This is a genomic window from Cyanobium sp. LEGE 06113 (assembly GCF_015207615.1).
Genome location: NZ_JADEWM010000003.1, coordinates 244497 through 268808, shown reverse-complemented (window position 1 = coordinate 268808; position 24312 = coordinate 244497). Strand labels below are relative to the sequence as shown.

Below are 24312 nucleotides of genomic sequence, written 5' to 3'. Positions count from 1 at the left end.
CTGCGGCCCAGTCCGCTCCCGCCCCAGCCGCGCTGGCTGAGAGTGAGGGCGGCCGGCGCAGCCAGCGGGTGACAGGCGGCTATGCCCTGATGGATGCCCTGCACCGCCATGGGGTGGAGCACATCTTCGGCTACCCCGGCGGGGCGATCCTGCCCATCTACGACGAGCTGCACCAGGCCGAGAGCCGCGGCTGGCTCAAGCACATCCTGGTGCGCCACGAGCAGGGGGGCACCCATGCCGCCGACGGCTACGCCCGCGCCACCGGCAAGGTGGGCGTGTGTTTCGGCACCTCCGGGCCCGGGGCCACCAATCTGGTCACGGGCATCGCCACCGCCCACATGGACTCGGTGCCCATGGTGGTGATCACCGGCCAGGTGCCACGGGCCTCGATCGGCACCGACGCCTTTCAGGAAACCGACATCTTCGGCATCACCCTGCCGATCGTGAAGCACTCCTGGGTGGTGCGCGATCCGCGCGAGATCGGTCGCATCGTGGCTGAGGCCTTCTTCATCGCCGCCACCGGCCGGCCCGGTCCGGTGCTGATCGACGTGCCCAAGGACGTGGGCGCCGAACAGTTCGACTACGTGCCCGTGGAGCCCGGCACGGCCATTCCGGCGGGCTTCCGCCTGCCCCCCCGGCCCGATCCCGACCGGATCCACCAGGCCCTGGACCTGATCGGCCAGGCTCGCCGCCCCCTGCTCTATGTGGGCGGTGGCGCCATCAGCAGTGGCGCCCACGACCAGGTGCGCCAGCTGGCCGAGGCCTTCCGCCTGCCCGTCACCACCACCTTGATGGGCAAAGGCGCCTTCGATGAAACCCACCCCTTGTCCGTGGGCATGCTGGGCATGCACGGCACCGCCTACGCCAACTTCGCCGTCACCGAGTGCGACCTGCTGATCGCCACGGGCGCCCGCTTCGATGACCGGGTGACCGGCAGGCTGGATGGCTTCGCCCCACGGGCCCAGGTGATTCACATCGACATCGACGCCGCTGAGGTGGGCAAGACCCGGGTGCCCGATGTGCCGCTCGTGGGTGACGTGCGCCAGGCGCTCGAAGGCCTGCTCCAGGCCGCCGGCGTCGACGGCTCCGGCACCGACCGCTCCCAGGGCCGCACCGAGGCCTGGCTGGAGCGCATCGACAGCTGGAAGCACCAGTACCCCCTGGTGACGCCGGCTCCGGAGGGTGAGATCGCCCCCCAGGAGGTGATGATCGCCCTGCAGGAGCTGGCCCCCAGTGCCTACGTCAGCACCGATGTGGGCCAGCATCAGATGTGGGCGGCCCAGTACCTGCACAACGGACCGCGCCGCTGGATCAGCAGTGCCGGCCTGGGCACGATGGGTTACGGCATGCCCGCGGCCATGGGCGTGCAGACCGCCTTCCCCGACCAGCAGGTGATCTGTGTGGCCGGCGATGCCTCGATCCTGATGAACATCCAGGAGCTCGGCACCCTGGCCCAGTACAACCTGGCCGTGAAGGTGGTGGTGATCAACAACGGCTGGCAGGGGATGGTGCGCCAGTGGCAGGAGAGCTTCTACGACGAGCGCTATTCCGCCTCCGAAATGACCGGTGGGATGCCGAACTTCGAAGCTCTGGCTGAGGCCTTCGGGGTGCGCGGCGTGTTGATCACCGAGCGCTCCAGCCTGCGCCAACAACTCCAGGAAGCCCTCGACCACCCCGGCCCGGCCTTCATCGATGTGAAGGTGCGCCGCAACGAGAACTGCTACCCGATGGTTCCCCCCGGCGCCAGCAATGCCCAGATGGTGGGGCTCCCCTCCCACCCCGAACTCGCCATCGACACCACCAGGCAATGCAACAGCTGCGGCATCAGTACAGCCAGCGACCACCGCTTCTGCCCCAGCTGTGGCGCCAAGCTCTGAGCCTGCTGCTGGCACTTCTGGCCGGATGGCTGCTCTGGCCCAGCGCGGCCCAGGCTGCTGAGGTGCTGCAGGTGCGGGGCAACGGCCAGTTGCAGGTGGGCGACGGCAACCGCAGCTACACCGTGGCCCTCGCCTGCATCCGCATTGACCCCTCTGGCCAGGCCGAAGTCGCCGACTGGCTGCGCAGCGAACTGCCCCGCCGCAGCCGCGTCAACCTGCGGCCGATGGGCACAGCCGATGGCATGCTGCTGGCCAGGGTCACCCGGCTGGCACCAGAGGGCTCAGACCAGCTCGACCTGGGTGCCAGCCTGGTGCAGCGAGGCCTGGCCACCCCTGACCCGGACGGTGGCGAGGACTGCCGGAGCAGCTCATGAGCCTGAATCGCACCGCCAAGGGGGTTGTGCTGGTGCCCACCCTGCTGCTGGGGGGCGCCTTCCTGGCGGCTGCCGTGTGGAGTGACGGGCCAGGGGGCGACAACCGCACCCTGGCCGCCGTGCTGGGCGGCCTGCTGATGGGCTCCGGGCTGCTGGCCCAGCTGCTGCCGGAGCCCGCCGCGGAAAACGTCCGCGACAGTCAGCGAACAGAAGAACAGTCCTGAAACGTGTCAGACAACGTCTCAGATCTGATGGCTCCGGACTGATGGCTCTGGACTGATGGCTCCGGACTAGTTCCTCTGAACGGCGTTGGAGTACTCAGTGATCACGTCATCGACAAACTTCTTGTCGGCGCCGGCGAGTTTGGCATAGCAGCCCTGGCGCACCCGGCCCACCACCTGAATGATCGCGCCATTGGCGATCTGCTCGGGCTGAAGCGTTCCGGCGTTGGCCACCTGGCTGCCGTAGCGGCTGGTCACCACATAGGTGATGGCCTTGGCGTTGGAGAGCACGACCTGTTCCACCGGAACCTTGGACTCCACGGCGAGCTCGCACACGTTGACCGCGGCGGCGAGGGCCATGTCATTCATCAACTCCATCGAGGCCGGCTTGGCGGCCGCCTGAGCCAGGGCCGCAGGAGCCAGGGAGGTCGCTGCCGCCAGCGCCACCGCCAGGGAGGTGGTCACGGATGCAGCAGTGGTGGCAAGCATCCGTGCGCTGAGGGCGGGGCCGGCCTGGGAGAAACGAAACACGAAAACCGTGGGTGGGGCGTGCTGAATCACTCCACTGTGCCACCCGGAATCGGGCTCACCCAGTCTTTAGGCCCATTCACAGTCGGAGCGCAGACTGTCCATCCGGGCCAGATTCAGCTCAGCCGCACCGCCGCTGATGGCCCCTGCCGACCCCCTGGTGCTGCCGCTGGCAGCGGTGGATCTGAAGGCCCTGCCCCAGGTGGGCGGCAAGAACGCCTCCCTCGGAGAGATGATCCGGGAGCTCGGCAGCCAGGGGGTGCAAGTGCCCGGCGGCTTTGCCACCACGGCGGCCGCCTACCGCCACTTCCTCGCCGTCAACGGCCTCGAACCCCAGCTCAAAGACCTGCTGGATGGGCTCGACAGCAGTGATCTCGGCGCCCTGCAGGCCGCAGGCGCGGCCTGCAGGGCGCTGCTGCTGCGCTCCCCCCTGCCGCCAGATCTGCAGCAGGCGATTGTGGAGGCCTTCCGAGCCCTGGAGCCCGGCGGCGCCCCGCCGGCGGTGGCTGTGCGCTCCAGCGCCACGGCCGAAGACCTGCCCCAGGCCTCCTTCGCGGGCCAGCAGGACACCTTCCTCAACGTGCGCGGGGAACAGGCCCTGCTGGCCGCCTGCCGCCGCTGCTACGCCTCCCTGTTCACCGACCGCGCCATCTCCTATCGCCAGATCCACGGCTTCGAGCATCTGGAAGTGGCCCTCTCGATCGGCGTGCAGCGGATGGTGCGCTCCGACCTGGCCGCCTCAGGCGTGATGTTCAGCATCGACACCGAGACGGGGTTCCGGGACGCGGTGCTGCTCACCGCCGCCTACGGCCTGGGGGAAACGGTGGTGCAGGGCGCGGTGAACCCCGATGAATATCTGATCTTCAAGCCCACCCTGGAGCAGGGATTCGACGCGATCGTGCACCGGCGCCTGGGCAGCAAGGCGATCCGGATGGTCTACGCCGACCCCCCTCCGAGCGGCGACGGCGCCCCCGAGCCCGGCCATGCCAGCACCCTCACCCAGCCGGTGCCGGAGCAGGAACGCTGCCGCTTCGCCATCAGCGATGCCGAAGCCCTGCAGCTGGCCCGCTGGGCCTGTGCGATCGAGCGCCACTACAGCGCCCAGCGGGGTGCCCCCACCCCCATGGACATCGAGTGGGCCAAGGACGGCGGCAGCGGTGCGCTGTACGTCCTGCAGGCCCGGCCGGAAACGGTGGAATCCCGCCGATCAGCCGCGGTGTTGAAAACCTGGAATCTGGCACCCCACAGCGCCGAGCCACTCGCCCAGGGGAGAGCGATCGGCGCCTCGGTGAGCAGCGGGCGGGCCCGGATCCTCAGCCATCCCGGCGAGATCGGCCGGTTCTCCCCGGGGGAGGTGCTCGTCACCGAGCGCACCGATCCCGACTGGGAGCCGATCCTCAAACGGGCCAGCGCCGTGATCACCGACCAGGGCGGCCGCACCTGCCACGCGGCGATCATTGCCCGCGAGATGGGGATCACGGCCATCGTCGGCACCGGCGACGGCAGCCGCCGCATCCCCGATGGGGAAGAGGTCACCGCCAGCTGCTGCGAGGGCGATCAGGGCCGGGTGTACCGCGGCGCCCTGCCCTTCAGCGTGGAGGAGAGCCCCCTGGACAACCTGCCCTCCACCCGCACCCAGATCCTGATGAACGTGGGCAACCCCGAGGAGGCCTTCAAGCTGGCGGCCATCCCCTGTGACGGGGTGGGGCTGGCCCGGTTGGAGTTCATCATCGCCAACCACATCCGGGTGCATCCGCTGGCCCTGCTGGAGCCGGAACGGGTGACGGACGCCGCTGAGCGCCAGGCGATCGCCCGGCTCACCGCTGGCTATGCCGAGGCCAGTGAGTACTACGTGGATCGCCTGGCCCAGGGCATGGCGCGCCTTGCCGCGGCGTTCTACCCCCGACCGGTGATCCTTCGCTTCTCGGATTTCAAGAGCAACGAGTACGCCCGACTGCTGGGCGGCGGCGGCTTCGAACCCCGCGAGGACAACCCGATGCTCGGCTGGCGCGGCGCCTCCCGCTACTACGCCCCGGCCTTTCGAGCGGCGTTCGGCCTCGAGTGCCGTGCCCTGCGGCGGGTGCGGCAGGCCATGGGGCTGGTGAACGTGATTCCGATGGTGCCCTTCTGCCGCACCCCCGAGGAGGGGGATCGGGTGTTGGCCGAGATGGCGCAGCACGGACTGGTGCGCGGCCAACACGGCCTGCAGGTGTACGTGATGTGCGAACTGCCCAGCAACGTGATCAGCGCCGAGGCCTTCGCCGAGCGCTTCGATGGCTTCTCGATCGGCTCCAACGACCTCACCCAGCTCACCCTGGGGCTGGATCGCGATTCAGCCCTGGTGGCGGACCTGTTCGACGAACGCGACGCCGCCGTGAAGGCGATGATCCAGCTGGCGATCCGCACGGCCCACCGCTGCGGCCGCAAGATCGGCCTCTGCGGTCAGGCCCCCAGCGACCATCCCGACTTCGCCGCCTTCCTGGTGGAAGAGGGCATCGATTCGATCAGCCTCAACCCCGATGCCGTGCTCAGCAGCCGCATCGCCGTGGCCGCGATCGAAGCCGAGCTGGCGGGCCGCAGTGGTGCCTGCTGAGGGGTCTCCGTCCAGCCACTCGCCCGGGGCGCTCCCGGCACGGCCATCACCCCGGCCGCGTCAGCCGGTAGGACTCGCCGGGAATCGGATCAATGAAGCGCGCAGGCTCAGCTACGGCGGCGATGGCTCCGGCAGCCTCGGCTGCACTGCCCCGCTGCCAGAGGGCGCGGCTGAGCAGGCCATCGAAACGCACCTCGCCACCGGCCGTGCTGGCCAGCACGGTGGAGGGCCGCAGCCGCTCCAGCAGCTGCGGCAACACCTGCCGGCCCCGCACAAAGGCCCCTGCCAGGGGAAGGCCCAGGTCCACCACCGGCGTGATCACCGCATCGAGGGGTTCGGCCGCCAGGCTGGGATCGAGGTAGCCGTGGGGCTCGAGGTAGAGGCTGCCGGCGGCATGCTCAAGCCGGTAACCGTTCTCCACCTGGGGCACCGGGGCCCCTGCGGTGGCAAGGATGGTGAGCCCTTGGATGCTGTGGGACTGCCCTGGTGCCAGGGCAGTCACCTGCTGAAAACCCAGCTCCCGGGCGCGGCGGGCCGCCGTGGGGGAGGCCACCACGGGCAGCTGTAGATCCAGCAGCGCCAGGCTGGCGGGATGGCAGTGGTCGGGCAGGCCCTGGGTGAGCAGCAGCAGATCCAGCCGTTCCGGGGCGGGCCAGGGGCGGGGCAACTCTCCGCGGAACAACCACGGGCCCGGCGGGAACTCCAGGGTGCCGGTGAGCCAGGGATCCACCAGCACCCTCAGCTGATCGAACTGCAGCAACCAGCCATTGGCACCGAAGTAGGTGACTTCGAGTCCGCAGACCTCGGGGACGGAAGACATGGAGGCAGGCGCTGCGAGATCGGGGTGGGAACGTGCACAGACTCGCCTGAGCCCCTGCCCCCGGACGCTAGGAGGTTGGCATCGGCAGCGGCACGGCAGCGGGCCTCAGCTGCCAGAGCTGCATGGCATGGGCGCCGCTGCGGAGCACGCAGAGCACCGCCAGGGCGACACAGAGAGGGCAGTGGGCCAGACCCATGGGCAGCGAGCAGGTCCCTGATGGGCACGGCGTTGTCCCCACCATGGCAGGGGCGCCGGGTGAGGAGGGTGGCGGAGCGGCACGATTGCAACAGAACCGGGCCGATCTACAACGGGAGCACCCTCCAGGAGATCCCTTGCTGCGGCTGAGTGAGCTGAAGCTGCCCCTGGACCATGGAGAGGCCGAGCTGCCGGCGGCGATCTGCCGGCGACTGCGGCTCAGGCCTGGCCAGCTGCGCGACCACCACCTGGTGAAGCGCAGTGTCGATGCACGCCGCGGCAAGCCGATCCAGCTGGTGTACAGCCTGGATCTGGTGCTTGATCTCAGTGAGCGTGAGCAGGAGCGGCTGCTGCAGCGCTTCCGCGGCGATCCCCACCTGAGGCCCAGCCCCGACAGCGCCTATCACCCCGTGCTGCCCGCCGGCAGCGGCAGCAACGGCGCCGCCACCCGGCCCGTGGTGGTGGGCGCCGGACCCTGCGGCTACTTCGCCGCCCTGCTGCTGGCCCAGATGGGGCTGCGCCCCCTGCTGCTGGAGCGGGGGCCGGCCGTGAAGCAGCGCAGCGCCGACACCTTCGGCTTCTGGAAGGGCCAGCTGCCGTTCAACCCGGAGTCGAATGCCCAGTTCGGCGAGGGCGGTGCCGGCACCTTCTCCGACGGCAAGCTCTACAGCCAGGTGAGCGAACCCCTCCCCTACTGCCGCAAGGTGCTGGAGGAACTGGTGGCGGCAGGAGCCAACCCGGAGATCCTCACCCTGCACCACCCGCACATCGGCACCTTCAAGCTGGCGACGGTGGTGCGGGGGCTGCGGCAGCGGATCGAGGCCCTCGGCGGGGAGGTGCGCTTCGGCAGCAGGGTGGAGGGGCTGCTGCTGGCCCCAGGCAGCCGCAGGGTGCAAGGGGTCAGACTGGCCGATGGCCACACGATCACCACCTCTGCGGTGGTCTTGGCGGTGGGTCACAGCGCCCGCGACACCTTCCTGAGGCTCGAGGAGTGCGGCGTCGCCCTGGAGCCCAAGCCCTTCGCCATCGGCCTGCGGATCGAGCATCCCCAGCCCCTGATCGACCGGGCCCGCTGGGGCGAGGCCGCCGGCCACCCCCGCCTGGGCGCCGCCGAGTACAAGCTGGTGCATCACTGCAGGGGGCCTGGCCTGAAAGGCCGCAGCGTCTACAGCTTCTGCATGTGCCCGGGCGGCCTGGTGGTGGGGGCCACCTCGGAGGCCGGCGCGGTGGTGACCAATGGCATGAGCCAGCACTCCCGCAACGAGCGCAATGCCAACAGCGGCCTGGTGGTGCCGGTGACACTTGAGGATCTTCGGCCCTACGGCCGCTTCGAAGACGACCCCCTGGCCGGGGTGGCCTTCCAGAGGCACTGGGAACAGCTGGCCTTTGCCGCAGGTGGAGGCACCTACCAGGCACCGGTCCAGACCGTTGCCGACTTCCTCACTGGCATCGACCCAGACGGACAGGGCGAAGGGGGCAGCACGGGCGTGGTTGCCTCCTACCAGCCAGGGGTGCGTGGGGCCAACCTGGGTGGGTGCCTGCCGCCCTATGTGCTGGAGGCCCTCAGGGAAGCGCTACCGGCCTTTGAGGCCAGGCTTGCGGGGTTCTGCAGCTCCAGTGCCCTGCTCACCGGCGTGGAAACACGCACGTCATCACCGGTGAGGATTCCACGCGATCGCACCAGCCTGGAAAGCCTCAACACCCCCGGGCTCTACCCGGGAGGTGAAGGGGCTGGCTATGCCGGCGGCATCCTTTCAGCCGCCATCGACGGCATCAAACTGGCTGAGCAGGTGGCTCTGGCCGTGGCTCAATCCTGAGCAGTCACTCGTCCTCGTCCTCACCACCGAGGGGCACCAGACGGATCTGCTTGCGACCCAGCTTGATCTCGAATTCATCTCCGGGCTCGAGGCCGAGCAAAGCGGTGTAGGCCTTGCCCACCATCAAGTTGCCGTTGAACTGTACCTTGGTGGAAAAGCTGAGCTTGCGCCCTCCCTTGCCGGTGGAGGGAGCAGCACCGAAATCCACCCCCTTCGCACTCAGAAGGGCTTCGTAGAACGCTGTGAAGTTCAGCCGCTCGCTGCCGTCTTTCTTGGTGGACACATACCCGCAAGCTCTCACGAGATCGGATTTACCAACATCGCCCAGCTCTTTGACCTTGGTGAGGAGGTCTGTTCCGGTCAGCATGAAATCAGAATCGCACTAATCACAGCTTAACCATTCAACCCAACCGATTGCAAGCAACGATCATGACTCTGCAGGTTGTCTGGTTTCGTCGGGATCTTCGGCTCAGCGATCATCCAGCCCTGTGTCATATCAGCTCCAGCGCAAGGGTTTTACCGCTTTTCATACTGGACCCTGCCCTGCTGAGGCATCCCGAAACGGGGGCCGCCCGTGTGGCCGTCATGCTGGACAGCCTGGCCAGCCTTGAGCAGGATCTCAGAGCCCGTCAGTCACGGCTGGAAGTGCGCTGGGGCGAACCAGCCACCACCCTCCTGCAGGTTGTCCGCGACTACGGCGCCGATGGCGTTGTGGCCCATGTGGACACAGAGCGCATCGTAGGCCGGGTCCGCGATGCCCGCGTCAATAGGATGTTGGCAGAGGCCAGGATTCCCATCCATTGGATAGAGCCTCCGGGAGCAGTCGCTCCACTGCTGGCCTATAGCGATTTTCGGCGATCCTGGCACGCGGCGATGGCGCAGAAACCGCTGCCTGCTCCCACCCGGCTGCGCACCCCTCCCCATCCCGGCGGACGCCCCTCGTCCATCCCGAATCTGACGGCCCTCGGTCTGCTTGACGATGGCAAACCCCGGCCGCCGGCCGGCACAGCAGCAGCCCTGAAGCGGCTGAAGCTGTTCTGCAGCCAGGGCGTGTCGTCGCGCTACTACTGGCAGCTCAGCTACCCCGCTGCCCGCGCCAGTTCCGGCCTCAGCCCCTACCTCAAGTTCGGGGTGGTGAGCCATCGCCAGTGCCTCGATGCCATCGCGCCGCTGCAACGGGGGGACAGCGGCCAGCAGCGCAGCTGGCGGCAGCTGGTGAGCCGGCTGCGCTGGGGGGCGGGTATGGCCCAGCGCTTTCGCTACCTCCCCCAGCTGGAACTGGAGCCCCTCTGGCACTGCCACCAGCAGGAGACCCGACTCAACGCCCGCCAGGAGGAGCTGTATCGGCGCTGGCAGGAGGGGCGCACCGGCTTCCCGATCGTCGATGCCGCCTCCCGTTGTCTGCTGTCCACCGGCGGCTGGCACGAGCTCAACTTCCGCAGCCGGGCCATTCACGCCAGCTTCCTCACCAATCTCTGCGGCATCGACTGGCGCTACGGAGCTCTCCACTACATGCGCCATCTGCTCGATGGCGACTGCCCCATCGATCACTACCAGTGGGCGATGCAGGCGGGCGTCACCACAGGTGGCGGCCAGCAGAGTGGCGGTGAGCGGGGCGACCAGGGAGCCTGGACCCGCATCTACCATCCCGGCCAGCTGGCGGTGGACCGCTGCGATCCCCAGGGGGTGTTCGTGCGTCGCTGGCTGCCGGAGCTCGCCGACCTCACCAACGACCAGCTGGGCCAGCCCCCTGCCATGGCCGACTATCCACCGCCGATGCTCGACTACACCAGCGCCCGAGCAGACCGCCTGGCCTGGCTGCAGCAGCGACGCCAGGGATGGAGCCGCGGCGGCTTCAGTGCCATGCCCAGCGATGTGACCCCCTTCGGGGCCAGCCGCATTCCCGGCAGCTGCCTCGACTGGTGCCAGGAGCGCCATCCGGCCCTGTTTCCCGAAGGCCTCGATCCCGGCAGCCTGGACAGAGAGCAGCAAGCCGCGCTGGAGAGCTGGTTCATGGGCGGGCCCACACCTGCTGAACGGCCCCGTTCCAGCCGGCGTCAGCGCAACAGCACCATGCAGCAACTGGAGCTGTTCGGCGGCGAGCGGGGAGACTGAACCGGGCGGCCCGAATCGGGCGGCCTGGAGCCAGCCAGGGATCAGCCCTGAGCCACGATGCCGCTCCACTGCACCGCCTTGACCTGGTCACGGCGCCAGGAGTGGAAGAGCTCGGTTTCGGTCACGGTGCAGAGGGGACAGGTGGCGATCTGCTCGGCGGGGATGCCGCCGAGCAGCAGCTGGGCCTGGGCAGCCGCCCGGATGTCGAGCCGGTCGTGGCCGGGCTGGGGATCGTTCAGCAAGGCACCACAGGCCTGGAGAACCTCCAGGGCCGCAGCGATCGGTTCAGGCGCAAGGCTGAGGGCCACCTGTTCGCTCACCTCGCGCCGCACCTGATAGCACTCGCCGGACACGGCGGGACCCAGGGCCACCCGCAGGTCAGCCGCCCGGCTGCCGGCCGCCTCCAGCTGGGCCACCGCAGCCGGCAGGATGCGTGACGCCACGCCCCGCCAGCCGGCATGGCAGGCCGCCACCCTGCCGCTGCGGGGGTCGGCCAGCAGCACGGGGGTGCAGTCGGCACCGCACACCCACAGGCTCTGGGCAGCGGCATCGCTGACCAGCCCATCCGCCTCGGGCCAGGGCTCCAGCGCCGCCGCGCTGGCGGGCAGCACCAGGGCTCCATGGACCTGCTGGGGTCGATGCACCGTGACGCCGGCGCTGAGGTAACCCACCAGCACCTCGGGAATCCGGCCCTGCCACTGGCGGGTGAAGAAGCCATGCTCAAAGCCTTCCAGCAGGTCGGCCTGCAGGTAATAGCCGCCGTAACAGCCCACCCAGGTCCAGCCAGCCAGTTGATTGAATCCCGCATCAGGCCGATCGAACGGCGGTGGCACGGCCTCAGCCATCGGGCAGATCCCGCAGCAGCCAGAAGCCCTCGAAGCGCTGATCGCTCTCGCGGCTCTGCACGGCGATGAACTGCAGGCCCGCTGCCTGCTGCCGCGAACTGGCGAAGGCCTGGGCCGCCGCCTCGGCCTCAGCCTCGGGCAACGAGGCCAGCAGCCAGCGATCATCCATGCCCGCTTCCAGCACCAGCTGGGTGCCCACGATCTCCAGGCGCACCGGCTCGAGGCCAGCCAGCCAGCCCGCCACCGCCAGGGCGCGGCTGGAGCTGAACAGGCGCAGACCCGGCACGCCAGCGTCAGCGGCGGCGGCCTCCGGCAGGGGCACCAGGCCCGAAAAGCCGCTGTCCCAGGCCTTCGCCCCGGCCAGGGCACTCACCGGCAGGCTGGCCCAGGCCCAGCTGTCACCTCGGGCGCCTCGGGCAGGGGCACCGGCACCGGACGCACGGCCTGGGGCGGCGGTGCCAGGGGACCGGCCAGGTAGCCCTCCTGCTGGGGATAGACCTCCCGCTCGCGCTGCTGCAGCCAACCCACCAGGGCATAGGTGCGGCGGCTGGGGATGAGGTCCAGCCCCAGGCCCTCGGCGGCCCGCTGCACCATGGTGCGCATCGAGGCCCGCCAGCAGCGCAGCCGCCGCGGCGGCGCCACTCCAGCGGCCGTCGCATCGGCCTGGGCCGCCTGCAGGGCCTCCCTCAGCCAGATCGAATTCACGCTGGAGGCCGGGCAGGTCCGCACCCAGCGAAAGCTGTCACTGGCCGCAGCGCCGTCCTCACCCACCTCGGGGGTGGAGCAGATCAGCAGCTCCCAGCGTTTTTTGCCCTCGGGATCCAGGATCGGACGGGAATAGAAATCGAGCTCCCAATCGGGGCCGATCGCCGAGCCAGCGGCCGCCGAGGCGAGGGCCGCCGACTCAGGCGATGGGGGTGGGGCCGAAGCGGCAGGTATTGGAGGGTTCAGATCGCTCATCCGGCTGCCTGCTCCTGCTGGCGCAGCTGGGAACGGGCCCGGTTGGCCCTGTCGGCAGCCTCCTCCATCACCCGCTGTTTGTCCGCCAGCAGCTCGCCGGCCTGGCCCTCCAGCAGGGCCGTGTTCAGGGCAATGCGACCGCGCCCGGGGTCGAGGTCGGTGACCAGGGCGCAGAGCCGCTCGCCCTGGCTGAAGGCCTGGCGCAGATCGCGCAGGTCGGCACCGGTGATGCAGCTGGCGTGCAGCAGTCCGCTGATGCCGCCCAGATCCACAAAGAAGCCGTAGGGCTTCACCGACACCACCACGCCCTCCACCAGCTGACCCACTTCCAGCTGGCTGAAGCGCGCCGCCGTGGCCGCCTTCTTCTCCGAAAGCACCAGCTTGCGGGTCTCGGCATTCACCTCCAGGAAGGTGACACCCAGGGTCTTGCCCACCAGGGCCTCGTGGTTCTCTCCCTCCACGAGCTGGGAGCGCGGGATGAAGCCCCGCAGCCCCTCGAGATCGCAGGTCACACCGCCACGATTGAAGCCGCTCACCTTCACCTGCACCACTTTGCCGTCCTTCTCGAGCGCCCTCACCTTCTCCCAGCTGTGGCGCAGGGCCAGGGCCCGGGCACTCACGGTGACCATGCCGTCGGCGTTCTGCTCCCGGGTCACCAGCACCTCCACGGCCGTGCCGCTGGGGAAGCGCTCCTTGAGATTGGTGATCACGCCCAGGGCGGCCTCCTTCTTGGGCATGAAGCCGGGAGCCTTGCCGCCGATGTCCACATAGACACCATCGCTCTCGAGGCCCACCACCACACCCGTCACCACCTCACCGGTGGAGCCCACGAAGTCTTGCTCGTCAAGGGCGGCGAGAAAGGCCTGCTCATCAAAGTCGAACTCATCGACGCTGCGGCTGACGGGACGATCAGCGGACTCGGCGGCTCGGGGGCGCCCCTGGCGGGAGCCATCGGGCCCCAGCAGGTCGGCCATGGTGAGACCCTCCATCCCCCCCAGGTCAAACAGCTCGTCGTCCGTCCGCGGGGCTGCCGGGGGCTGGCTCTGGGGCGGGTGGACCGGGGCTGCAGCCCGAGGGCTGGCTGGCGCCTGCTGGCCAGCTGCCGGCGCAGCGGCAGGAACCGGAGCCGCGGGCTGATCCTTCTTGATCAGCAACACCTGGGGGGGCTTGCGCTGGGGGGGCTCCGCGCCAGAACGGGGCGGCCTCGGCGGCACGGGCCGGGAGGACGGGGCGGGCGAGCTGTTGCCTGATCCGGCCATCGGTGCGGCTGCTGAGCGCAGCACACTGTAGAGATCGGATTCATGGGGATTCGGTGTGCGTCAGGGCCGCCCCGCCCCGATGCCCCGCTCCAATGCCCCGCCCCGATGCCACACCACGCGCCCCTTCATTCCGACCCCAGCCATCCCCCATGCCCCTGCAGCGCGAACTGATGGCTCTGACCTGGCCCGCGCTGCAGCGGGCGGGGGCTCGCAAGGGCAGCACCGTGGTCTGGCCCTGGGGCGCTGTGGAGCAGCACGGCCCCCAGCTGCCCCTCGGCACCGATGCCGTCTTCGCTGAGCGCCTGGTGGAGGCGGTGCTGGCCCGGCTGCCGGACGATCGGCCGATCTGGCGGCTGCCGCTCCAGTCCCTGGGGTTCTCGCCGGAGCACCTCGGCTTCCCCGGCACCCTGAGCCTGCCGGCCAGCCTCGTGGTGGAGCTGGTGCAGGGCATCGGCCAGCAACTCGCTGCTGCCGGATTCCGCAGGCTGGTGCTGCTGAACGGCCACGGCGGCCAGATCGCCCTGCTGCAGGCGGCAGCGCGGCAATTGCGGGCCGCCGCGCCCCAGATGGCCGTGTTGCCCTGCTTCCTGTGGAGCGGGCCGGAGGGGCTGGGCCCGCTGTTGCCCCAGGCCGAACGGCTGCAGGGCCTCCATGCCGGTCTGGCGGAAACCAGCCTGATGCTGCATCTCGCCCCCGAACTGGTGGGACCCGAGCGCCCCCGCGATGGCGTGGATGGACCGACGCCCCCCGAGGGCTGGAGCCTGGAGGGGGCGGCACCCTGCGCCTGGCTGAGCCACGACCTCACCAGCAGCGGCGTGATCGGTGACAGCCAGGGGGCCACGGCGGCCCTGGGGGCCGACCTGTTCGAGCGCCTGGTGGACGGGTGGACGCGCCGGCTGGAGTCCCTGCTGGCCAGCGACTGGCCGCCCGTTCCCCCGCAGAGGCAACGGGCGGGGGCCTGAACAGGGCAGGCCCGGGGTGGCTGTTCGGACAACCGCTGGGCCCAGTTCCACCCAAGGTGGTTACAGTCTGGCGATTGCTTGACCTGCGGCCCCTATGGCATCTGTCGCCCACCCTGCTGTCATCGAAACCACCAGTGCCGCCGGCAGCGGCCAGGCTCCGGCCGACGGTCTGCCGGATTTCGCCAGCTCCACCTACAAGGACGCCTACAGCCGCATCAATGCCATCGTGATCGAGGGTGAGCAGGAAGCCCACGACAACTACATCTCCCTGGGCACCCTGATTCCTGACCAGGCCGATGAGCTGGCCAAACTGGCCCGCATGGAGCTGAAGCACATGAAGGGCTTCACCGCCTGTGCCAACAATTTGAGCGTCACGGCGGACATGCCGTTCGCCAAGGAATTCTTCTCCCCGCTGCACAGCAACTTCCAGAAGGCACTGGCGGAAGGCAAGGTCACCACCTGTCTGCTGATTCAGGCCATCCTGATCGAAGCCTTCGCCATTTCGGCCTACCACATCTACATCCCGGTGGCTGACCCCTTCGCCCGCCGCATCACCGAGGGGGTGGTCAAGGATGAGTACACCCACCTCAACTACGGCCAGGAGTGGCTCAAGGCCAATCTGGACACCGTGCGCGAGGAGCTCGAGCAGGCCAACCGGGAGAATCTGCCTCTGGTGCGCAAGATGCTCGATCAGGTGGCCGATGACGCCGCCGTGCTGCTGATGGACAAGGAAGATCTGATGGCCGATTTCCTCAGTTCCTACCAGGAAGCCCTGATGGACATCGGCTTCACCGGCCGCGAAATTGCCAAGCTGGCCGCTGCTGCTCTGGTCGGCTGACGCGCTGCCCCACACACCCCATGGGAGGATGTAGCGTCCGCGACATCCTCCATCTCTGCGCATGTTCGGCCTCATCGGGCACTCCACCAGCTTTGAGGAGGCCAGGGCCAAGGCTCGCTCCCTTGGATTTGACGAGTTCGCCGATGGGGACCTCGACATGTGGTGTTCAGCGCCTCCCCAGCTCGTCGAGCACGTGGAGGTGACCAGTCGAACCGGCAAGGTGATCAAGGGCGCCTACATCGATTCGGTGTTCGTGCCAGAGATGTTGCGTCGTTTCAAGACGGCCAAGCGCAAGGTGCTCAAGGCCATGGAGCTGGTGCAACGCTCCGGCATTGACATCACGGCCCTCGGTGGTTTCACCTCCATCATTTTCGAAGATCTGAATCTGCTGCGTGAAGAACGCATCAGTGCCGTTCAGCTCGACTGGCAGCGCTTCACCACCGGCAACACCCACACAGCCTGGGTGATCTGCCAGCAGGTGGAACGCAACGCCCCGAAACTGGGCATTGACCTGGCCAGGGCCAAGGTGGCCGTGGTGGGCGCCAGCGGCGACATCGGCAGTGCCGTCTGTCGCTGGCTGCAGCGCACGGGCGTTGGCGAGCTGCTGCTGGTGGCCAGGCGGCCCCAGCCCCTGGTGGCGCTGCAAGAGAGCCTGGGAGAAGGCAGGATCCTTCCCCTGGAGGAGGCCCTGCCGGAGGCCGACGTGGTGGTCTGGGTGGCCAGCCTGCCCCAGAGCCTCACCATCGACACGGACAGCCTCAAGCGTCCCTGCCTGATGATCGACGGCGGTTACCCCAAGAACCTCGACACCAAGGCCGCCGCCGCCGGCATCCACGTGCTCAAGGGAGGCATCGTGGAGTTCTGGCAGGACATCGGCTGGCAGATGATGGAGCTGGCCGAGATGGCGGTGCCGGAGCGGCAGATGTTTGCCTGCTTCGCCGAGGCCATGCTGCTCGACTTCGAGGACATCCACACCAACTTCAGTTGGGGGCGCAACAACATCAACCTGGCCGCCATGGACCTGATCGGCGAGGCCTCCCTGCGCCACGGCTTCAAATCCCTGGGCCTGGAGCCGGCCAGCTCCTCGTCGCCCGCCCTTTCGATCGCCTGACCAGGGCGTTCATCCTCCCCGATCCCCAGCCACCCCATGGCACGCCGCGCTCTGCTCGAATTCGAGAAACCTCTGGTGGAACTGGAGGATCAGATCGAGCAGATCCGCCAGCTGGCCCGCGATTCGGAGGTGGATGTGAGCCAGCAGCTGCTGCAGCTGGAAACCCTGGCCACCAGACGCCGCAAGGAGATCTTCGACGGCCTCAGTGCCGCCCAGAAGATCCAGGTGGCCCGTCACCCCCAGCGGCCCAGCACGCTCGACTACATCCAGCTGATCACTGACAGCTTCCTGGAGCTTCATGGCGACCGCCGCGGCTCCGACGACCGGGCGCTGGTGGGCGGTGTGGGCCGGGTGAACGGCATCAGCGTGATGCTGCTGGGCCACCAGAAGGGACGGGACACCAAGGAGAACGTGGCCCGCAACTTCGGAATGGCCTCCCCCGGTGCTATCGCAAGGCGATGCGCCTGATGGAGCATGCCGACCGCTTCCGACTGCCGATCCTCAGCTTCATCGACACCCCTGGCGCCTATGCCGGTGTGCTGGCTGAGGAACAGGGCCAGGGCGAGGCGATTGCCGTGAACCTGCGCGAGATGTTCCGGCTGCGGGTGCCGATCCTGGCCACGGTGATCGGGGAGGGGGGATCCGGCGGTGCGCTCGGCATCGGCGTGGCCGATCGGCTGCTGATGTTTGAGCACAGCGTCTACACCGTGGCGTCCCCGGAGGCCTGCGCCTCGATCCTGTGGCGCGACGCCGGCAAGGCTCCCGAGGCCGCTGAGGCCCTGAAGATCACCGGATCAGATCTGCTCAGGCTCGGAATTGTGGATCAGGTGTTACCGGAACCCTCCGGCGGCAACCACTGGGCGCCCCTGCAGGCAGCCGACACGCTCAAGGCCGCCCTGCTCGATCACCTCGGCCAGCTGAGCAGCCTGGACGCAGCCGCTCTGCAGCAGGCGCGCTACGAGAAGTTTCGCCGCATGGGCCAGGTGCTGGAATCAGGTGCCCCAGAGCGCTCGCTCCGCTCTTAAGGTTTGAGTCAATCGCCTGGAAGGTCCTCACCGAGGTCCTCGGTCTCCAACCTTCCGAGCCGTCGTCGCCCCGCCCCCCTTGCCCACAGTTCTGATCACAGGCTCGTCCCGAGGGATTGGGGCTGCAGCAGCTCGGCGGTTTGCGGCAGCAGGTTTCGATCTGCTGCTGCTGGCTCGCGACGGCCAGGCCCTGGCTGAGCAGGCGGCTGAGCTGGCTGCCCTGGGCCAGCGGGTAGAGGTCGAGCCCATCGATCTCGGCCAGCCCGAGCGCGTGGCAGCGGGCCTGGCGGATCTCTGCTCCCGGGGACTCGAACCAGATGTGGTGATCAACAATGCGGGCATGGCCTGCACCGGGGCTCTGACCACCATGGCCCTGGCCCAGTGGCAGCAGCTTCTGCAGCTCAATCTCACGGCGGTGTTCCAGGTCTGCCAGTGCCTGGTGCCTCGACTGCGGGCCCGGGGAGGGGGATTGATCATCAACGTGAGCAGCCATGCCGCGCATCAGGCTTTCCCCGACTGGGGCGCCTATTGCGTCAGCAAGGCGGCCCTGGCTTCGCTCAGCCGCTGCCTGGCTGTCGAAGAGCGTGAACACGGCATTCGCGTCAGCACGCTCACCTTGGGTGCGGTGAATACTCCCCTCTGGGACAGTGAAACCGTCCACAGTTCATTCGATCGCCATGCCATGCTTGATTCCGAGCGGGCCGCCGATGCCCTGCTGTACCTGGCCCAACAGCCCGCCACCCAGGTGGTGGACGATCTGACCCTTATGCCGGCCGCCGGCGCGCTCTGAACTCCTATGACGTCCACGTTCCCTTCCAGCCTCAGTGCCAGCGGCTCGGCACCGAACACCGCTCCCACGCCCATTTCCCTGCGGATTCGGGATCGCCTCGAGAAGGAGGGTGTGTCCTTCTTTGCCAACGACAACATCGCCAATCACCTGCAGGATGGTGAGCTCGATCAGCTTGAGATCGAAGTGGCGGGCAAGGTGCGCGAACTGCTGCGCAGCCTCGTGATCGATATCGACAACGACCACAACACCGAGGAAACCGCGGAGCGCGTGGCGCGCATGTACCTGCACGAGGTGTTCAAGGGTCGCTACCACCACCAGCCCAAGATCGCCAGCTTCCCCAACGTGAAGAAGCTGGATGAGATCTACACCGTTGGCCCCATTTCTGTGCGTTCGGCCTGCTCCCACCACCTGGTGCCGATTCTCGGCAACTGCTGGATCGGGATCAAGCCCGGCGATCAGGTGATTGGCCTGTCCAAATTCTCCCGCGTGGCCGACTGGGTGTTCTCCAGGCCGCACATCCAGGAAGAAGCCGTGATGATCCTGGCTGATGAAATCGAGCGCCTCTGCAAGCCCCAGGGCCTGGCAATTCTGGTGAAGGCCCAGCATTACTGCATGAAGTGGCGTGGGGTTAAAGAACCCCAGACCAGCATGGTGAACTCCATCGTCCGCGGAGATTTCCGCCATGACCCGAGCCTCAAGTCCGAATTCTTTGAGCTCGTGAAACAGCAGGAATCCGTTCTCTCCACCTGAGCCCGAGCCGCAGGGCCTCTCAGCTGAGGCGTGCTCAGGGTCGAATCGGCCCCACCGGCGGGCTGGCCTGCCGGCGGCTAGCTGGCTTCGCCGTCGATTCGGAACGGCCAGCCCCGCCATCCACGCTGATCACGAGCATCACCTCCCGGCCCACATCCTCAGGCTGGAGCCGATAGGTGGGGCCTGCGGCCGTGCTGATCAACAGCCAGGTGCTGTCATCCGGCGCCAGGCGATACCAGTGGTAGGCCGAAGCGGGCAGCGCCGCCAGGGCATCGGCATCGGCCACCGCCTGGAGCAGGGCTCCCTCGCTGGCCTCGCCCGCCAGCTCCAGGGATTCCAGGCCCTTGATGCTCTGTTCCACCGCATCCTCCTGGCTGATGGTGCCGGCGATCTGCCGGCGCAGAGCCCGGATCTGGGCCTCGGGATCGGTGCTGACCCCAGGCACACAGGAGAGTTGCCCATCGAGGAGCTGGCATCCCACCAGGTCCTGGGCCTGGCTGGACATGCCGCTCAGCACCAGCAGCGCGGCGAGGCCGGCCTGGCGCAACGCTTGCGGAGACAGCATGGGCTTGGTCGTGATGGGCCCCCAATCCTGACGGGTCACAGGACCGTGGCGCTCCGACCCGCCTCAAGGCGCCGCAGGGCGACCCCGCACGGCGCTCACAAGGGCCGCCACGCGGTTGAGGTCCTTGTCTGCCGGAGCCCGCTCAACACCGCTCGAGGCATCCAGCCCGGTGGGACGCACCCTGGCGAGCACCTCGGCGACCCGTTCGGGCGCCATGCCGCCGGCCAGCCACCACGGCAGGGGGCTGGACCACCGCTCCAGCCAGTCCAGGGGAATCCGATGACCCGTGCCGCCCAGCTGATCCGGTACCCAGGCATCGAGCAACAGGGCATCCACATGGCCTTCATAGGCCTGGGCCTGGTCCAGATCGGCGCCAGAGCGGATCCGCAGGGCCTTCCAGAGCGTGCAGCCCAGACGCCGCCGCAGGGCACTGCACTGGTCAGGACTCTCGCGGCCATGCAGCTGCAGGATGCGGTGGCCCCGCTCCGGCAGCAGCGCGGCAAGGCCCTCCTCGCCGGGGTCCGCCACCACCAGCACACCGGCACAGGCAGGAGCGACGGCCTCGATGGCGGCGAACAGGGCAGGTCGCCTGGCCTCTGCCACGAAACGGGGCGAGGACGGCACCGCGATCACGCCGATTGCCTCCACCCCAAGGGCTGCCACCGCAGCAGCCTGGCTGGGATCGCGCAGCCCACAGATCTTGAGTTGGGTGGTGGGCCGCATCGGCATCGGTCTTGGCGGCGGGGAGGCAAGCAGCTTTCTAGGATCAGGGACAACCGCCGGAGCGCCGCCTGTATCCGGGACGAACGCCGTGGGTGAACGCTATGGGTGAACGCCGTGGGTGAGGGCTGGCAGCTGATGAGCATCCGCGGCATCCCGCTGCGGATTCACCCGAGCTGGTTTGTGATCCTGCTGGTGGCCACCGCGGCCTTCCAGCAGCAGTACAGCGCTGGCCTCAGTGCCAGCGTTGGAGCCGCCGGCCTCTGGGGTCTGGGCCTGGGCACGGCCCTGCTGCTGTTCGTGTCCGTGCTGCTGCATGAGCTGGGCCACTCGTTTGTGGCCCTGGGGGAGGGCGTGAAGGTGCGCAGCATCACCCTCTTTCTGCTGGGGGGAGTGGCCAGTGTGGAGCGGGAGTGCAGCACGGCCATGGGCGCCCTGAAGGTGGCGGCGGCCGGCCCGGCCGTGAGCCTGGTGCTGGGGGTCTCGCTGCTCGCCTCCACCCATGCGGCCAGCCACGTGGCCCCCTGGCTGGGGGCGATGGTGTCGGAGCTCGGCACCCTCAACATGGTGCTGGCCCTGTTCAATCTGCTGCCCGGCCTGCCCCTGGACGGCGGCCTGATCGTCAAGGCGCTGGTGTGGCAGGCCAGTGGCAGCCAGCGCCGCGGCGTGAAGTGGCCAATGCCTGTGGCCGCTTTCTGGCCTTCGGGGCCATGGCCCTGGGCACCTTGCTGCTGCTGCGGGGGGCGGGCATCGGTGGAGCCTGGCTGATCCTGCTGGGCTGGTTCGGTCTGGGCGCCGTGCGCAACCAGCAGCAGCTGCTGGCACTCCAGAGTGCCCTCAGCACCCTTCAGGTCAAGGAGGCCGCTGCGCGCCGCTTCCGGGTGCTGGAGGCCAATGCCTCCCTGCGGGAGGTGAGCCGCGTGCGGCTCACCGAGCCCAGTCCGGTGGGCAGCGCCGACTGGCTGCTGGTGTGTGAGCGCGGTCGCTGGCAGGGGGTGATCGACGACGCCACCCTCAAGGAGATTCCCGTGCAGCGCTGGGACACCGACCGCATCGCCGACCATCTCAGGCCCCTGTCCAGCCTGCCGTCCATCCCCGAAACGGCGCCGCTCTGGCAGGCGGTGCAACTGCTCGAAACCGACCAGACCACCAGGCTGCTCGTGCTCAGTCCGGCAGGGCTGCCCTGCGGCACGCTGGAGCGCCCCGATCTGGGCGAGGCGGTGCTGCAGAAACTGGGTCTGAAGCTGCCTGCACCACTGCTGGAAGCGGCCAGGCGGCAGAACATCTACCCGCTCGGCCTGGCCCTGCCCCAGGTGGTGCGCGGCATGGTGGCCTCCGGTGAGGCCCAGTCCTCAGCCAACGCCGGCACCTGAAACCTCGCCGAGCCCCAGCAGCTCCGCCACTGCGGCCAGCTCCTTGGCACGCAACGGCTCAGGACTGAGCTCCGCCAGTGGGAAGGGCAGGTACTGCCGGGCCGCTGTGTGGAGCACCGCTTCAAGCTCAGCACCGGCGCAGGCAAGCGGCCTCAGGCAAGGTGCTGGCCTGCCGAACAGCTCCTGCCAGAGGCCGGCAGGGGGGGCGAGCTGGATCGAACCGTGCTGGAGCAGCCGGCCACCACGCCAGAGCTGGGCGCTGCCGATCCGCTTGCTGCCATCGGCATGCACCAGGTCGGCGGCCGTGGCCAGCTCAAAGCAGTTGGCCGAGGCCAGCGAGCACCGGTCGTTGCCCCTCAGCAGAGGCTGGCCGAGCTGCGCGAAGGCCCGGCGCAGCCAGGTGCTGGCCTCGGCGTAGGCCTGCACTTTGCTCGGCGGGGGCGTGGGCCAGATCAGCGCGTAGCTGAGATCACCGCCATGGAGCACAGCCCTGCCGCCACTGGGGCGACGCACCAGCTCGATCCGGCCCGCGGCAGCGAGCTCCTGCCAGTGCTCGGGCCAGCGGCGCTGATGACGGCCCAGAGAGAGGGTCGGACGCAGCCAGCGATAGAGGCGGAAGGCGGGGCGTTCCTGGGCCAGCAACCAGGCGTCGATGGCCATCTGCCAGTCACCCCCCAGGCTGCTGCCAGGCAACCAGCGCCCGGGGCGGCCCCCCTCGGGGCCGTCCCGCCCAGGACTGGAGAATGCTGGTGCCGTGGACTGCATCCCTCCAGATTGATCCCTCAAGCAAGCGAGCTGCTGCCCTTCCTGCCGCTGGGCCTGCTCGCTGGAGTGCTCTCGGGCCTGCTGGGCGTGGGCGGGGGGCTGGTGTTCTCACCGCTGCTGCTGTTGCTGGGGCTGGAGCCCCACCAGGCCCTGGCCACCAGCACCCTGGCGATTGTGCCCACCACCCTGGGCGGCACCTGGACGCACCTGCGCAGCCGCACCCTGCCCCTGCGCAGCGGGGCGGCCATCGCCCTGGGTGCCAGCCTCGGCGCCGCCTTCTGCAGCCGCCTGGGCATGGGCCTGCAGGGCTCACTGTTGCTGGCCCTGCAGGCCACCCTCTACGTGGGGCTGGCCCTGCTGATCAGGCCCCGCGCGGTCCAGGCCGCAGCGGCGGCTCCGCGGCAGGCGACCCTCGCAGCCCTGGGGAGCGTGGGGGCCGTGGCCGGCCTGGCCAGCGGCCTGCTGGGCGTGGGCGGGGGGCTGTTGATGGTGCCCCTGCTCGGCCAGGGGCTGGGGGTGCCCCTCCACCTCGCCATCCGCTACAGCACCCTGGCCGTGCTGGCCTCAGCGGCCACAGCGAGCGCCACCTTCGTGGCCGATGGACGGGGCCTCTGGACGATCGGCCTGGCCCTGGGAGGCCCAGCCGCGCTGGCGGCGCAGTGGTCGGCAGCCCGGATGGAGCGCTTGCCCGAGCACCTGCTCGTGGTGCTGTTGCGGGGCCTGACGCTGCTGCTGGCCGCCGACAGCAGCCGTCGGGCCCTGGCCCTCTGGGGCTAGGGCTGGGGGAGGCTCGACGCAGGGGCCAGAGGCAGGGGCTGCCAGAAGGCGGGGTCCACCTCCAGACCCAGCACCGCCGCCATCTGCCCCAGGCCGTGGCGGCAGTTGAGGCCGTGGCCCCGGGCCCAGGTGTCGAGCAGGAACAGCCGATGGGGCAGCCAGAGCTCCAGGGCCTCAGGGGCAAAGCGCAGACCCTCCGTCCGGCTGAAGCCATGGGGCAGGAGCATGGCCACGTGGCGGGTGAGCTGGCCGCTGCTGCGATCGATCAACAGCGGCAGCCAGGGCAGAGCCGCATCGGCCCGCAGGCACCACAGCCTCACCTCGGGGATCTCGGAGAGTTCGCGGGGGTCGTCAGCCTGGCGGGGCCACTCCAGGCTGAGGCTGAGGGTGCCGCCCAGCCGAACCAGCTGCTCCGGCGGCAGGGCGATCCAGGCGCTCAGGGGGCTCAGGTCCAGGGTCCTGATCGCCTCGGGATCCACCTGGACAGGGCCGGGCTGGGGAGGAGCAACCGGGGGAGGGGGGGGCATCAAGAGCTGTGACAGCAAGGCGCCTGCGGCTGGACCGTAGCGAGATCAGGCCAAACAATGGTGGAGTCATCCGATTGCCCCTACTGCCATGGTCTCCGCTCTCAATCAAGCCGAGATTCTGATCGCCCTGGTGGTGGCGGCCCACGCCGGAGTTCTGGCCGTGCGGCTCTGCTTCAGCCTCTACAAGGCCTGAACCAACCCTTGGCAAGGGGGCCTGAACCCGTTAGAAGCATGAAGCACTCCTTGAGGCTTCTGCCTTGGCACCCCCGCTGCGGCCCCCAGCAGTCCCACGCCTGAGCGGGCCCGTCAGTGCACCCCGCCAGCAGAGTGCCCTGCGGCAGCGAGCGACCCCAGGCTCCCCGGCCCAGAAACCGTCTGGCTCCGACCCAACGCTCACTGACCCAACGCTCACTGACCCAATCCTCTCTGACCCAGCAGCCCTGACTCCTGTCTCCCAGGCGGCGCCTGCCGGTTCCGCCCTCGCCCTCTCTGCCGCCAGCACCCT

23 protein-coding genes and 3 pseudogenes are annotated in these 24312 nt (G+C 68.9%); 15 read left to right on the top strand and 11 right to left on the bottom strand.

Going from position 1 to position 24312, the window contains the following annotated elements; genetic code table 11:
* Nucleotides 1-89: 89 nt before the first annotated feature.
* The 3 genes from ilvB to IQ220_RS07495 are packed head-to-tail and all read left to right on the top strand — an operon-like array spanning nt 90 to nt 2475.
* Nucleotides 90-1877 carry a biosynthetic-type acetolactate synthase large subunit gene (ilvB, locus tag IQ220_RS07505; protein WP_370561810.1) on the top strand — a complete coding sequence of 596 codons (1788 nt, stop codon included), beginning with the start codon at nt 90-92 and terminating at the stop codon, nt 1875-1877.
* Complete coding sequence (locus IQ220_RS07500; RefSeq protein ID WP_228008976.1) at nt 1808-2251, top strand: hypothetical protein; 444 nt, start codon at nt 1808-1810, stop codon at nt 2249-2251. The genes ilvB and IQ220_RS07500 overlap by 70 nt, the downstream gene beginning before the upstream one ends.
* Nucleotides 2248-2475 (top strand): GIVxVP protein, encoded by a 228-nt coding sequence (locus IQ220_RS07495; protein WP_193914063.1) that lies wholly within the window; start codon nt 2248-2250, stop codon nt 2473-2475. Before IQ220_RS07500 ends, IQ220_RS07495 begins: the two co-directional genes overlap by 4 nt.
* A gap of 66 nt (nt 2476-2541) precedes the next feature.
* On the opposite strand, the gene IQ220_RS07490 is transcribed toward IQ220_RS07495, so the two are convergent.
* Entirely contained in the window at nt 2542-2937 is a 396-nt protein-coding gene (locus tag IQ220_RS07490) for a hypothetical protein (protein WP_186696610.1), read from the bottom strand.
* Nucleotides 2938-3139: 202 nt separating this feature from the next.
* Here IQ220_RS07490 and ppsA point away from each other — a divergent pair, with 202 nt between their 5' ends.
* Complete coding sequence (ppsA, locus tag IQ220_RS07485; RefSeq protein ID WP_193914061.1) at nt 3140-5593, top strand: phosphoenolpyruvate synthase; 2454 nt, start codon at nt 3140-3142, stop codon at nt 5591-5593.
* Between the two features lie 46 nt (nt 5594-5639).
* Here the strand turns inward: ppsA and IQ220_RS07480 are convergent, their stop codons facing one another.
* Both IQ220_RS07480 and IQ220_RS16030 read right to left on the bottom strand, forming a co-directional pair.
* On the bottom strand, nt 5640-6413 hold the full coding sequence (locus tag IQ220_RS07480) for an MBL fold metallo-hydrolase (protein ID WP_193914059.1): 774 nt from the start codon (nt 6411-6413) through the stop codon (nt 5640-5642).
* A gap of 67 nt (nt 6414-6480) precedes the next feature.
* On the bottom strand, nt 6481-6609 hold the full coding sequence (locus IQ220_RS16030) for a hypothetical protein (protein ID WP_255510870.1): 129 nt from the start codon (nt 6607-6609) through the stop codon (nt 6481-6483).
* Between the two features lie 136 nt (nt 6610-6745).
* Between IQ220_RS16030 and IQ220_RS07475 the strand changes: the two genes are divergently transcribed.
* Entirely contained in the window at nt 6746-8425 is a 1680-nt protein-coding gene (locus IQ220_RS07475; protein ID WP_193914057.1) for an NAD(P)/FAD-dependent oxidoreductase, read from the top strand.
* Between the two features lie 4 nt (nt 8426-8429).
* On the opposite strand, the gene IQ220_RS07470 is transcribed toward IQ220_RS07475, so the two are convergent.
* Nucleotides 8430-8792, bottom strand: a complete 363-nt coding sequence (locus IQ220_RS07470) for an AbrB family transcriptional regulator (RefSeq protein WP_193815814.1) — start codon at nt 8790-8792, stop codon at nt 8430-8432.
* A gap of 62 nt (nt 8793-8854) precedes the next feature.
* Between IQ220_RS07470 and IQ220_RS07465 the strand changes: the two genes are divergently transcribed.
* The gene (locus tag IQ220_RS07465; RefSeq protein ID WP_193914055.1) at nt 8855-10540 is read left to right on the top strand and encodes an FAD-binding domain-containing protein; all 1686 of its coding nucleotides are present in this window, start codon (nt 8855-8857) and stop codon (nt 10538-10540) included.
* A gap of 41 nt (nt 10541-10581) precedes the next feature.
* On the opposite strand, the gene pgeF is transcribed toward IQ220_RS07465, so the two are convergent.
* The 3 genes and pseudogenes from pgeF to IQ220_RS07450 all read right to left on the bottom strand — a co-directional run bounded on the left by pgeF (nt 10582) and on the right by IQ220_RS07450 (nt 13604).
* Nucleotides 10582-11385 carry a peptidoglycan editing factor PgeF gene (gene pgeF / locus IQ220_RS07460; RefSeq protein WP_193914053.1) on the bottom strand — a complete coding sequence of 268 codons (804 nt, stop codon included), beginning with the start codon at nt 11383-11385 and terminating at the stop codon, nt 10582-10584.
* Nucleotides 11378-12345 (bottom strand): annotated as a pseudogene (locus IQ220_RS07455) (Tab2 family RNA-binding protein). Before IQ220_RS07455 ends, pgeF begins: the two are co-directional and overlap by 8 nt.
* Nucleotides 12342-13604: a S1 RNA-binding domain-containing protein gene (locus IQ220_RS07450; protein WP_193914051.1), complete on the bottom strand. Its 1263-nt coding sequence runs from the start codon at nt 13602-13604 to the stop codon at nt 12342-12344. Before IQ220_RS07450 ends, IQ220_RS07455 begins: the two are co-directional and overlap by 4 nt.
* Before the next feature lie 149 nt (nt 13605-13753).
* Between IQ220_RS07450 and IQ220_RS07445 the strand changes: the two genes are divergently transcribed.
* The 6 genes and pseudogenes from IQ220_RS07445 to folE all read left to right on the top strand — a co-directional run bounded on the left by IQ220_RS07445 (nt 13754) and on the right by folE (nt 19080).
* Nucleotides 13754-14566 carry a creatininase family protein gene (locus tag IQ220_RS07445; protein WP_186696616.1) on the top strand — a complete coding sequence of 271 codons (813 nt, stop codon included), beginning with the start codon at nt 13754-13756 and terminating at the stop codon, nt 14564-14566.
* 94 nt (nt 14567-14660) lie between these two features.
* Complete coding sequence (locus IQ220_RS07440) at nt 14661-15404, top strand: aldehyde oxygenase (deformylating) (RefSeq protein ID WP_228008975.1); 744 nt, start codon at nt 14661-14663, stop codon at nt 15402-15404.
* Nucleotides 15405-15465: 61 nt separating this feature from the next.
* Nucleotides 15466-16515 (top strand): long-chain acyl-[acyl-carrier-protein] reductase, encoded by a 1050-nt coding sequence (locus tag IQ220_RS07435; protein WP_193914049.1) that lies wholly within the window; start codon nt 15466-15468, stop codon nt 16513-16515.
* A gap of 36 nt (nt 16516-16551) precedes the next feature.
* Nucleotides 16552-17540: pseudogene (locus tag IQ220_RS07430) on the top strand (acetyl-CoA carboxylase carboxyltransferase subunit alpha).
* A gap of 79 nt (nt 17541-17619) precedes the next feature.
* Complete coding sequence (locus IQ220_RS07425; RefSeq protein WP_186696619.1) at nt 17620-18330, top strand: SDR family oxidoreductase; 711 nt, start codon at nt 17620-17622, stop codon at nt 18328-18330.
* Between the two features lie 6 nt (nt 18331-18336).
* Entirely contained in the window at nt 18337-19080 is a 744-nt protein-coding gene (gene folE / locus IQ220_RS07420; RefSeq protein ID WP_186696620.1) for a GTP cyclohydrolase I, read from the top strand.
* Between the two features lie 34 nt (nt 19081-19114).
* On the opposite strand, the gene IQ220_RS07415 is transcribed toward folE, so the two are convergent.
* Entirely contained in the window at nt 19115-19645 is a 531-nt protein-coding gene (locus IQ220_RS07415; RefSeq protein WP_186696621.1) for a hypothetical protein, read from the bottom strand.
* 63 nt (nt 19646-19708) lie between these two features.
* Nucleotides 19709-20368 carry a phosphoribosylanthranilate isomerase gene (locus IQ220_RS07410; protein WP_186696622.1) on the bottom strand — a complete coding sequence of 220 codons (660 nt, stop codon included), beginning with the start codon at nt 20366-20368 and terminating at the stop codon, nt 19709-19711.
* A 114-nt stretch (nt 20369-20482) separates the two neighbouring features.
* Between IQ220_RS07410 and IQ220_RS07405 the strand changes: the two are divergent.
* A pseudogene (locus IQ220_RS07405) lies at nt 20483-21738 on the top strand (site-2 protease family protein).
* Here the strand turns inward: IQ220_RS07405 and IQ220_RS07400 are convergent.
* Nucleotides 21718-22503: a lipoate--protein ligase family protein gene (locus IQ220_RS07400; RefSeq protein WP_228008974.1), complete on the bottom strand. Its 786-nt coding sequence runs from the start codon at nt 22501-22503 to the stop codon at nt 21718-21720. The pseudogene IQ220_RS07405 and the gene IQ220_RS07400 sit on opposite strands and share 21 nt — an antisense overlap.
* A gap of 9 nt (nt 22504-22512) precedes the next feature.
* Here IQ220_RS07400 and IQ220_RS07395 point away from each other — a divergent pair, with 9 nt between their 5' ends.
* On the top strand, nt 22513-23280 hold the full coding sequence (locus IQ220_RS07395) for a sulfite exporter TauE/SafE family protein (RefSeq protein WP_225875572.1): 768 nt from the start codon (nt 22513-22515) through the stop codon (nt 23278-23280).
* Here the strand turns inward: IQ220_RS07395 and IQ220_RS07390 are convergent.
* On the bottom strand, nt 23277-23807 hold the full coding sequence (locus tag IQ220_RS07390) for a CRR6 family NdhI maturation factor (protein WP_186696625.1): 531 nt from the start codon (nt 23805-23807) through the stop codon (nt 23277-23279). The two genes, IQ220_RS07395 and IQ220_RS07390, sit on opposite strands and share 4 nt — an antisense overlap.
* Before the next feature lie 88 nt (nt 23808-23895).
* Between IQ220_RS07390 and psaM the strand changes: the two genes are divergently transcribed.
* Nucleotides 23896-24000 (top strand): photosystem I reaction center subunit XII, encoded by a 105-nt coding sequence (psaM, locus tag IQ220_RS07385; protein WP_186696626.1) that lies wholly within the window; start codon nt 23896-23898, stop codon nt 23998-24000.
* Nucleotides 24001-24312: the final 312 nt, after the last annotated feature.